Origin of the sequence: Bifidobacterium sp. UBA744 (genome assembly GCA_002298605.1) — a bacterium.
GTDB lineage: Bacteria > Actinomycetota > Actinomycetes > Actinomycetales > Bifidobacteriaceae > Bifidobacterium.
Genome location: DBKS01000026.1, coordinates 1 through 10,622, shown reverse-complemented (window position 1 = coordinate 10,622; position 10,622 = coordinate 1). Strand labels below are relative to the sequence as shown.

Below are 10,622 nucleotides of genomic sequence, written 5' to 3'. Positions count from 1 at the left end.
GCTGGATCAGCGTGACCGCCTGAAGCTCATGGTCCTTGACCTGCATGGCCTCTTTGTAGAATTTGACGCCCGCCACGCCGGCCGCGGCGGCAAAGGCGACAAGCGCAAACAGGACAATGAGCAGGGTGTTGCGCAGCCTATGCGATTTCCTCGTCCTGCGATGATTCGGACTGATATGACTTCCATAGGTTGCGCTGGCGTGAGCCCCGTTCGGCATTGTGCTGCCCTCCTGACTGCCTGACTGTGCTCGCCTGCATGGCAGGCGAGATTGCCCATCACGCCGGATCGGCGGGCATAAGCCGTATCAGCTTACGTCCGCTTCTCGTTGCGGAGGAAGACGGCCGGGGGATTCTTTACAATCTTGCCATCGCGGAGGTGCGCCCCGCTCTGTCCGCTCTGTCCCCAGGTCATTCGTCAGTCCTCGCTGCCGTGGGATGCCGCCCTGCCTGCCGTTTTGCATGCCGTGGCGCGTTTGAGCGCATAGCCGATACCCGCCAAAGCCAGCGTGATGGCGCTGAGCGCGGAGATCGCGACGCCGGTGGTGGCGAGAGTCCCGCCGCCCGCATTGGACGCGGAATCCGAGGACTTGCCGGCGTTGGCGATGCGCCCGGCGAGGGTGTTGTCGGACGCCTGCGTGGTGGAGGCGCCCTGGGAGGCGTTCCCGGAGGCGCCGGCGGAACCGTTGGCCCCATTGGTCGAGCCATCGTCGGTGCCGCTTGCCGCGTTCACCGCATTGGCGGTGCTGCTCGAGCTGCTTGACGAGTTGGCGTCGCCCAGCGCGTTGACGAAGTCGTCATGCCACTGCTTGCGGGCGGCGATGTAGCTGTCATGGGACTGCTGGATGGCATTCGCTATGGAATCGTGATCTTCCTTGAAGTTGTTGATCAGATCCGTGACATGCTGTTTGGCGTTGGCGGCATCCGAATGAATCGTCTCGTGAATGGTGTGCAGCAGGCTGAACGCGTCGTCGGCCGCGTCGACCAGCGCATCATGCGCCTCCTTGAGGTCGGAGACGAACTGGTCGTGGTGCTCGTCGGCCTTGTCGAGATCCTCCCGCAGCTGCTGGAAGACCGCATCGATATCCTGCTTGATCGTGTCGTGGATCGCGGTGATCGCATCGAAGAGCTGCTGGTTGGTTTCGCCGGCATCCTTCAGATCCTGCACCAGCTGGTTCACGGCGGCATCGATGTTGGCCTGCAGACGATCATGCTCCTGCTGCAGCGCGTCCTTCATCGCGTCGTGATTGTTCTGGGCGTGCTCCCAATCCTTCTGCAGATTGTCGAACGCGTCATTGACGTCCTGTCGAACCGTGTTGTGGAACTCCTCCAGCATCTTGAGCACCTGCTGCGTGTGGGCGATGGAATCCTGCACGGTCTCATGGATGTTCTGGGCGGTCTGATGAGCGGCGTCATGCTTGGTGTCGATGGTGTCCTTGATGTCGTCGCGAGCGTTCTGGAGGTCCTGCCACAACTGCTCGTGATGCTGGCGGATCGAATCGGCATCCTCGTGAATGTTGTTGTGCACCTGACCGATATGATCCAGCGTGGTTTGCGCATCCTGCCTGATCTGGTCGTTGGTGTCCTTGATGTGGTTGACGGCATCGCTAATAATGCTGGTATTGGCCGTTTCGCCGGCTGTCGTCCCGGAATCGTCGGCCATGGCGCTGAACGGCGCGGCCGCAAGCGACACCGCGGTTGCGCCGGCGGCAATGATGGCGACCAGCTTCTTCTTCATAGCTCACACTTTCCTCAAAGCTTCCCCTCAGAGGACCCGCGGCTCACGGCCGCGCCCCCTGATCACATATCCAGCGGTTATTCTAGACACGATGTTGATTCATGGGAAGGGACACTGACTGAACGTCGCGTTCAATTAAGGCGCCTGGAGCGCCCGGCCGCCGTGATTCCGCCGCAGTCCCGGCACCGCCCCGCCGCAGTCCCACGTCCGAACGTGACCAAGTTCATATTCCCGCAACGAAACCATGACTCCGCGCGCGGTTTGGGCCGTCTACAGTGAATGACTATGAATGCGCAGAACAAGGATGTTGAATTGATCGGGCGTGAATCCACCGTGGTGCCCGGCCGCTTTGGCGAGCCGTTCGCGGTGGACGACAACCATGTGCTATGGTCCCGCGAGCATGGCGAGGCGATGCCGTCCCGGCCGCTGTTCCTTGGGCTGCACGGCTGGGGCGCCAACGAAGAGGACGCCGCCAAACTCGTCGAAATGGTCGCCCCCTTCAACGACTACGTGGCGTTGCGTGGGCCGTACACCCTGGCCGACGCGCAGGGGCCGTACATCCCCGGCGCCTACTCGTGGTTCCACGACGCGCTGGTCAGCGGGGACGACATGGACTACGACGTATACGCCGCCGCCGTGGCCGTCAACGACTGGGTGCTTGCGCATCTGCCGGCGGGACGCGAGGTAGTGCCGATCGGATTCTCCCAAGGCGGCACCATCGCCGTGCACCTGCTGCGCCTGAACCCGGAACGCTACCGCGCGGCCGTGTCGTTCTCCGGATATCTGGCCCCCGGCCGCGTCGCCGGAACGGCCCCCGCCGACGATCGCCTCGCCGCGCTCGACATCCCCGTCTACTACTGCTACGGCAAGAACGAAACCGTCGTGCCCAAATACGAGCTCTACGCCTGCGCCGCCTGGCTGGAAGAGCACACCTGGCTGACGACCAAAAGCTACCACGGGCTCGACCACGCCGTGAACCTCGAGGAATTCAACGACATCCGCGAATGGATGATCAACAACGCGCTCGCCAGCGGGGTGATGTGACGGAGCCGTGTCATGCATGGCAACTGACGGCATGGCGCTGACGCATTGCCCCCATGCGTCCATACAATGGACTCAACCCCCTGTAAATCCACCCGAACAAGCAATGACGGAGTTGAGTCTTGGAAGTTTTTGAGCTGATCCTGTGCGTGCTTGCGGCCGTACTCGTCTCCTCATTCATCAGCCGCTTCATCCCCCGCGTATCCACGCCATTGGTGCAGATCGCCCTCGGGCTTGCCGCCGCGTATACGCCCGTGTTCCCCGACGTGAAGCTCAACCCGGAGCTGTTCATGGTGCTGTTCATCGCGCCGCTGTTGTACGAAGAGGCTCACAGCATCGACAAATCGGCGCTGCTGCGCAACATCAAGCTGTCCCTGTCGCTGGCCATCGGACTGGCCACGGCCACGATGGTCGCCGTGGGGTTCGTCCTTGGTTCGGCATGGCCGATCGTTCCGCTGTCGGCCGCCTTGGCGCTCGGGGCCGCCCTCGGTCCAACCGACGCCGTGGCCGTGAGCTCGCTCGGGCGTGAGGCCTCACTGAGCATGCGCCAGACCTCCGTGCTGAAAGGCGAATCGCTGTTCAACGACGCCACCGGCATCGTCGGCTTCCAGTTCGCCATCGTCGCGGCAACCACCGGTACATTCAAACTCGGCGAGGCGTTGGGCGACTTCGTCGTGTCCTTCACCGGCGGCACGCTGTTCGGCATGCTGATTGGCGTGGCGGTCAACTGGCTGTTCGAAACCATCCGCCGGCTCGGATGGGAGACCACCACATCGCGCATCCTGATGGAGATCTTCCTGCCGTTCCTGCTGTATCTATCGGCGGAGATGATCCATGTGTCCGGCATCCTCACCGTGGTGGCGGCCGGCCTGATCATCCGCTTCGACCGCACCGGCGTGGGGCCGAACGTGGCCCGCACCAACATCGTCTCGTCATCCGTATGGTCGGTGATGGCCTTCAGCCTCAACGGCGCCGTGTTCATCCTGCTGGGCATGCAGCTGCCCGGCGCCATGACGAAAAGCTGGGCGGACCCCGACGTGAGCAACTGGACCCTGCTCGGCCTGATCCTGCTGGTCACCGCAGTGGTGGTGGGCATGCGCTTCATATGGGTGGCGGTCATGCTGCGCCTGGTCAAAGACCAGGAGACCGGCAAGCGACGCCCGATGACCGCCGACCGTTGGCGCAGCGCGGCCGTCATGACCGTGGGAGGGCCGAAGGGCACCATTACGCTCTCGCTGATGTTCACCATCCCGTACTGGATTGAATACGGCGACGAATTCCCCATGCGCAACGAACTGATCTTCATCGCATCCGGCGTGATCATCCTGACCCTGACCATTGCGAATTTCGTGCTGCCGCTGCTTGCCCCCAATCGTCATAAGGACTATTCGGCCGAGCATACCGCCATCACCATCGAGGTGCTGCGGCGCACCATCGAGGAGCTCAGCGACAAAACCACTCCCGAAAACCGCCGTGCCGTCAGTATGGTGGTCAACTCCTACACGCAGCGCATCACACGATTGCAGCAGCGCGTGGGAGGGCCGGACTCGCATGATATCGACCGGTTGCAGGCGCAGACGCTGAAATGGGAGCACGACTATGTGGATCAGCAGCGTCGCCGCATCCGCGCGCATGAGCCGGTGTCCGATGGCGGGGAGGATATCGCCGAGGAGGCGTGCGACCAGCTGCTGGAACGCATCTCCACGGCGCTCGAGCATCTTGGCAGCATCGACGAGAACGAAACCCGCGCACATGTGGCATGGCGACGCATCCACCGGCGGTTCAGTTCGATGATCCGGCGTGCGCACAGCCTGTTCAAGCGCGTTGAGAACCGGGTGAGGCGGACCGCGCCGCTAGTCAGCGACGACGAGCTGTTCATGCACACGCGGCGTCTGCAGGTGGCTGCCATCGACCACACCATCACCCAGCTGTATGGCGAGCTTGGTTCCGGACGGTTCAAAACCGAAAATGTGAGCGGCATGATTCTGGACTACCAGCGTGCCAAGGCGGCGCTCCAGGCCCGGCCGAACGTCGGCTACAGCGCCCGCGCGCAGAACCAGGCCGAGGAGATCAAGAAGGAAAGCTACGCCATCGAGCTGCGCATCATTCAGGATATGGCCGACGAGGGCGAGATCAGCCGCGCCGAGGCGAGGAATCTGCGGCGCAATGTGTATGTGATGCAAGTGGACGCCGATTCAGGGGTCTGACCGTACAATTGACCAGAAACAGGGGCCTGACCATAAAACCCATACAACTGATCCCCCGCGGCCGGGGCCGGCGGGGGACCAGACTGAAAAGCAATGAGGGATGCCGCCTTGCGGCATACTGCTCGATACCACTAGGCGGCTTCGGTGGCGGAGGCTTCCGGCTCCGCCTGAGCATCCTCGGAGGCGTCGTCGTCTTCGTGATCCTTGGTGAGTCCAAGATCGACCGGGGATGAGCTGTTCTCCCACGGCTCCTCCCACGGATCGTAATCCGGGTTCTGCTGCTTGTAGACATACAGCGCTGCGACGGCAGCCAGCAGTGCGCCGAACAGCAACGCAAAGAACTTCCAACCGTTAGAGGACTTGTTCTCCATGACGGCTCCTTTCCCATGAGGTCGATGGCCTGCCCGTCCAAGCCAATGCTACGGTCAATCTTAGAAGATGGTTTGTGGCGTTTACGTGTGGGAATCGGAAACGGGACCGGTTCGTCGGCGTCGCGTTGCTTTCGCGGGATGCGCGGGTGGGTGCCCCTCGTTACAGTAAACACTATGAACAACCAGCGTTTCAGCCTGTTTCCGAATGCCCCGCGCCTGCGCGACCTTGTTGATCGGCATGCCCTTCGCTACCAATGGCGTTCCGGTGGTCCGGTGGTCACCGAGGCGATCATCGTCCTGTGCGTGGCTGTATGGGCCGTGGAGATCGTACTGCGGTTCGTGTCCTCCAGTGCGCTGAGCGACATGCTGTCGGCCGGCATGTTCAGGCCGCTGCTGGCCGTTGTGCGTCCATGGACTTTCGTCACCTCGATGTTCCTGCACGAGCCGGGCGTGACGCATGTGCTGTTCAACATGCTCACCCTGTGGTGCGTGGGCCCGCTGCTGGAAAAACTGCTGGGGCATTGGCCGTTCCTCGCCATGTACCTGCTGTCCGGCATCGGCGGCGGCATGGGGCTGATGCTGTGGGCGGCCGCATATCCCGGCGGATCGGGATGGATGAGCGCAAGCTATGGCGCCTCGGGTGCGATCTTCGGCCTGTTTGCCGCAGTGCTGGTGGTGTATCGGCGGATCGGGGCGGATATTCGATCGATGCTGGTGTGGATGGCGATCAACGTCGCCATGCCGTTGGTGGTGCCGAACATCGCGTGGCAGGCACATGCCGGCGGATTTGTGATCGGCGGCGCGCTGTCGGGGTTGCTGGTGTCTGGTTTCAAGCCGTTGCGCGGCAAGTCGATCACCTTCCGCACGGCGGTGTACGGCGGTGCGCTGCTCGTGGTGATGGTTATGGTGATTGCGCTGTGCAACACATTGAATCCGCTGGGGGCACTGGGATCGCTTTTCAGCTCGTTCCAGTGATCGGGCAGCTGGGCTGCCTCAGACGAGACCCTGCTGACAGTCCAATGGCCCTCGTCTGACGATCTCAATGGCTGCCGTCTGCCCGTTTGCTATGCACTAGCGATAAATCACACGCATGTAATTATCCACCGGATGTGAGTAAGTCTGTGGATAAGTCGGGGATAGGACGTGCATATCTGCTGTTTTTCAGTGGAAATATGGCAGATATCGGTGGATAACTTGTGGATGCGCACCACAATGCGTGCTGGCAGGTTATACAGGAGCTTGGTGTCTTACGGGGGGAATGCGGATGCCGGCAAGCTTGTGTTACTGGCAGCATCGGTGTCTGGCTGACGGACCATCACGTACGACACGCCGTAACGATGTTGCCAAATGCGTTCCCTAGGGCTGATTTTCGTTTATCCCGAGGTCTACTTCCATTCCGTAGGGCTGCTGCGAATATAATAACCGTTTGAAAACGCCTTAACTGCAATGCGTTGCAACGGTTGTAAGCCTGAGTGTGCTCAGGCGATAGCCCTACGGAATAGAAGTAGAGCTTTGCACAAGGCGAAATAGACCCTACGGAATGAAGATTCGGGTGTCACGGCAGCAAAAAGCCCCACGGAATGGAACCGTAGGGCTGAGGTATTGGCGGCAGTGCGTGCTCAGCGCCACCACATGGTCATCAGGAAGCCCACCATCAGAATCGCGAATGCGATGGCGAGATTCCAGGCACCGATATGCGGGATCGGGTAGCTGCCGGTCAGGTAATAGACCACGGCCCACACCAAACCGAGAATCATCAGGAAACAGAACAGCGGCACAAACCAGCCGGGGTTCGCCTTGGTCCCCTTGATGGATTCCTCGACGCGCTTGGTGTTCTCGGCTTGACGGGCCATCATGCGCTGCATCTGCGGGTTGAGGGACGACTTGTCGGCCGTGGCGTTGAGCACCGCCTCAACCTTGTCCATCGGCACGCCGTAATCGTCGTCTTCCTCGTCGGCCGCGGCCTTGGCGGTGTCTTCGGCGGTGTCGCCGTTGGCGTCGGTGCCGGCGGCATCCGTGGCGTCGGTTTCGCCTTCGGCATTGGAAGTGTGGTCATCGGTTGCGACGGTGGCATCGGCGGCGGCTTCTGCCTGCTCGTCCTTCTGGGCTTCCGCGTCGGTTTCGTGCAGCTCTTGCTCTGCCATCAGATAGTCTCCTTCAATAGGCTATAAGTCATAGTAGTGGCTAGACTCGAACGCAGCGACCATAATGCGGCATTATGGCCATGCAGTCGGTTCTGCGGAACGAATAGGAGAACGGAATTCGATGGCAGACAGGGCGCATAAGGCTCATACGGGGAAACACAGCGCGCGGCGTTCGTGGATCCTGTCCGTAAGCGTGGTGCTGATCATGGCCCTGGTCGGTTATCTGTTGGCGATGAATGTTCGTCTGAACCGCACGTCGTACTACGCCACCGACACCGCTGGCATGGTGGAAGAGGAAACCGACAAAATGGAGAAGCTCAGCAAAGAGGTTGACAGCCTCAGCGCCAAAATCGCCGCGCTGGACGCGTTGGCGTCTCCTTCTGCCACTGACGACGCCGAAACGTCGCCGGACGGCAACGCGACCACCGACACCGAGGCTGCGGGTACCACGCTGGCGGCGGTAAGCGGGCCGGGCCTGTCGGTGACGCTGGACGACTCCCCGCTGCGCGAGCAGGCCGCGAACGATCCCCAACACGTGGACGCCTATGTGATCCATCAGCAGGACATCGAGGCGGTGGTCAACGCGCTGTGGGCCGGCGGCGCCGAATCGATGATGATTATGGACCAGCGCGTTCGGCCGAATACCGCCGTACGCTGCGTGGGCAACACCCTGCTGCTCGAAGACAAGAAATACGCCCCACCGTACACTGTGTCGGCGATCGGTGACGTCAAGTCGCTGCAGCAGGCGCTGGACGACTCTCCGGCGATTTCGATCTATAAGGATTATGTGCGGGTGTATGGCTTGGGCTGGAAGGTGCAGACTTCGGACAAGCTGGAATTCCCGCAGGCATCGGCGCAACTGAGCCAGTTGAAGTATGCGACGGCGATCCCCTCGAACGGCGGCGCGAACGGCGATTCGAACGGGGGCACGAACGATTCGAACGGCGCGAGCGGTACGAAGGAAGGACAGTGATGGCACGGCACGGTAACGATCGGGAAACCGCACGACGCGACGAGCGCCGCATTGGCGGTTTTGAACCCAGGCGCCGCAGCCTGGGCATGCAGGCGCTGGGAATCATCGGCGAACTCCTGCTGACGCTGGCGGCGATCTGCGCCCTGTACATCGCTTGGCAACTGTGGTGGACCGGCGTGGAATCCGAGCGCAACCAGATCGAGCAGAGCGCGACCGCCTCCTGGTCGGATCCGGCGGCGGCCAATGGGGCCACCCAGATCGCGCAGCCGCAGCAGGGCGACCCGCCCAAGCAGCCGGAAAGCGCCAACACGGATGATCTGGTGGCCCAGCTGTACATCCCCCGCTTTGGCCTCAACTGGCAGCGCAATGTAGTGGAAGGCGTGGACTCCGAGCAGTTGGCCCTTCACGGCCTCGGGCACTATCCAACCTCGCAGATGGCCGGACAGGTAGGCAACTACGCGGTTGCCGGCCACCGCTCCGGCTACGGCGAACCGCTGGGCAACGTGAATCTGCTGCAGGAGGGCGACGCGATCATCGTCCGCACCAAGGATTACTGGTACGTATACCATTTCACCAACAACAAGATCACGCTGCCGAATGATGTGGGCGTGGTGGCGCCGGACCCGTCCGGCGATGGCGCGCAGAAAGTGGAATCCGGACGCTACATCACGCTGACCACCTGCGAGCCGCGGTACACGAGCGCCACGCACCGGTGGATCTCCTGGGGCGCGTTCGACTACTGGGCCAAGGTGTCCGATGGCGTGCCGAAGGAGCTCGCCACCGCCGACGATTCCGGGCAGGTGACGTTTTCCACCGCGACATCTTCGGTGTTCACGCGCATTGCCTCGCTGCAGTCCGTGATCCTCTGGCTGCTGATCGCATACGCGGTGATCTACGTGGCCGCATTGGTGGCGTGGCGATACCCGGTGCTGCGTCAGATTCGTGATGGCCAGCGGCCGCGTCCGGAGGCCAGTCTCTACGGATGGCTGCTGCGGCACCACCCCGGGCCCCTGCCGATTCGCCTGATACTGTTCGCACTACTGGCGCTGGCGGGTGCGGCGGCGCTGTTCGAATGGGTCTTCCCCTGGGCGGCGACGAATATCCCCGTACTGCAGGTGATGAGCAACTACGTTGCCGTGCAGGCGTAGCAGGGGCAGTGTTACTGTTGCGGTATGACTGATTCCGCACGCATTCTCGTCATCGACAACTACGATTCCTTCGTCTACACCATTGTCGGGTATCTCAAAACCCTTGGCGCCGTGGTGGACGTGGTGCGCAATGACGCGATCAACCCCGCCGCCCCGGGCGTGCTGGACGATTACGACGGCGTGCTGATCTCGCCCGGTCCCGGCGCGCCCGCGGAATCCGGCGCGAGCGAAGACATGATCCGTCTGTGCGGCAAGCTCGGCAAGCCGATGTTCGGCGTATGCCTGGGTATGCAGGCGCTCGCTGAAGTGTACGGCGCCACGGTGAGCCATGCGCCCACGATCATGCACGGCAAAACCAGTCAGGTGGAACATGTGGATGACGAGATCTTCGCCGGCGTATCCAATCCCATGACCGCCACCCGCTACCATTCGCTGGCGGTTGAACCCGATTCGATCCCCGAGACGCTGGAGCTGACTGCGTGGACCGCCGGCGACCATATCGTGCAGGGTCTGCGGGTGAAGGGCAAGCCGATGTATGCCGTGCAGTTCCATCCCGAGTCGGTGATGACTCAGGACGGCTACCGGTTGCTGGCCAATTGGCTGGCCGTATGCGGGCAGACCACGGCGGTGAAGCGTTCCATCGGATTGCAGCCCAACGTAGCTGCGAATGCATAGCGCGGCGTTCCCGGCTGGATTCGCAGCCCGGCGTGGCATCGAGTCCGCGCCGGGCGGCTGCCGATCCTTCGCTAGTCCTTGCTTGTGCTCGGAGATGCGGTCGAACCGCCGCCGCTTAGAGTGAGCGTAATGGTTCCTCCCTTGGTGGCGGACTGGCCTGCTCCCGGGCTTTGGGAGGTCACCTTGGCGGAGTCGGAAGCGCTGCCTCCGGTGGTCTTCACGGTGAATCCGGCGCTTTCCAGACGGGAACGGGCCTGCGCATAGGTCTGCCCGACCACGCTGGGCACCGTCACCGACGCGGCCTCCGTCGTCAGGGTGATCGTGGACCC

The 10,622-nt window shown here is 62.2% G+C and carries 11 protein-coding genes; 6 read left to right on the top strand and 5 right to left on the bottom strand.

Going from position 1 to position 10,622, the window contains the following annotated elements; translation table 11 throughout:
* Together B2994_RS02780 and B2994_RS02775 are read right to left on the bottom strand one after the other, a co-directional pair.
* On the bottom strand, positions 1 to 217 hold a 217-nt coding region (locus tag B2994_RS02780; protein ID WP_291526871.1), incomplete at its 3' end, for a hypothetical protein.
* Between the two features lie 197 nt (positions 218 to 414).
* A complete protein-coding gene (locus B2994_RS02775; protein ID WP_291526870.1) occupies positions 415 to 1,734 on the bottom strand; it encodes a hypothetical protein in 1,320 nt (439 codons plus the stop codon).
* 285 nt (positions 1,735 to 2,019) lie between these two features.
* Here B2994_RS02775 and B2994_RS02770 point away from each other — a divergent pair, with 285 nt between their 5' ends.
* Together B2994_RS02770 and B2994_RS02765 are read left to right on the top strand one after the other, a co-directional pair.
* The gene (locus tag B2994_RS02770) at positions 2,020 to 2,778 is read left to right on the top strand and encodes an alpha/beta hydrolase (protein ID WP_291526869.1); all 759 of its coding nucleotides are present in this window, start codon (positions 2,020 to 2,022) and stop codon (positions 2,776 to 2,778) included.
* A gap of 119 nt (positions 2,779 to 2,897) precedes the next feature.
* A complete protein-coding gene (locus B2994_RS02765) occupies positions 2,898 to 4,982 on the top strand; it encodes a cation:proton antiporter (protein WP_291526868.1) in 2,085 nt (694 codons plus the stop codon).
* A 131-nt stretch (positions 4,983 to 5,113) separates the two neighbouring features.
* On the opposite strand, the gene B2994_RS02760 is transcribed toward B2994_RS02765, so the two are convergent.
* Positions 5,114 to 5,353 (bottom strand): hypothetical protein, encoded by a 240-nt coding sequence (locus B2994_RS02760; protein ID WP_291526867.1) that lies wholly within the window; start codon positions 5,351 to 5,353, stop codon positions 5,114 to 5,116.
* A gap of 174 nt (positions 5,354 to 5,527) precedes the next feature.
* Between B2994_RS02760 and B2994_RS02755 the strand changes: the two genes are divergently transcribed.
* Complete coding sequence (locus B2994_RS02755; protein ID WP_291526866.1) at positions 5,528 to 6,328, top strand: rhomboid family intramembrane serine protease; 801 nt, start codon at positions 5,528 to 5,530, stop codon at positions 6,326 to 6,328.
* A 644-nt stretch (positions 6,329 to 6,972) separates the two neighbouring features.
* On the opposite strand, the gene crgA is transcribed toward B2994_RS02755, so the two are convergent.
* A complete protein-coding gene (crgA, locus tag B2994_RS02750; RefSeq protein ID WP_291526865.1) occupies positions 6,973 to 7,497 on the bottom strand; it encodes a cell division protein CrgA in 525 nt (174 codons plus the stop codon).
* A 121-nt stretch (positions 7,498 to 7,618) separates the two neighbouring features.
* On the opposite strand from crgA, the gene B2994_RS02745 reads away from it, so the two are divergent.
* The 3 genes from B2994_RS02745 to B2994_RS02735 are packed head-to-tail and all read left to right on the top strand — an operon-like array spanning position 7,619 to position 10,293.
* Positions 7,619 to 8,470 carry a DUF881 domain-containing protein gene (locus tag B2994_RS02745; RefSeq protein WP_291526864.1) on the top strand — a complete coding sequence of 284 codons (852 nt, stop codon included), beginning with the start codon at positions 7,619 to 7,621 and terminating at the stop codon, positions 8,468 to 8,470.
* Entirely contained in the window at positions 8,470 to 9,618 is a 1,149-nt protein-coding gene (locus B2994_RS02740) for a class E sortase (protein WP_414630627.1), read from the top strand. Before B2994_RS02745 ends, B2994_RS02740 begins: the two co-directional genes overlap by 1 nt.
* A 24-nt stretch (positions 9,619 to 9,642) precedes the next feature.
* Complete coding sequence (locus tag B2994_RS02735) at positions 9,643 to 10,293, top strand: anthranilate synthase component II (RefSeq protein ID WP_291526863.1); 651 nt, start codon at positions 9,643 to 9,645, stop codon at positions 10,291 to 10,293.
* A 71-nt stretch (positions 10,294 to 10,364) separates the two neighbouring features.
* Here the strand turns inward: B2994_RS02735 and B2994_RS02730 are convergent.
* A partial coding sequence (locus B2994_RS02730) for a PASTA domain-containing protein (protein WP_291526862.1) occupies positions 10,365 to 10,622 on the bottom strand: 258 nt, incomplete at its 5' end.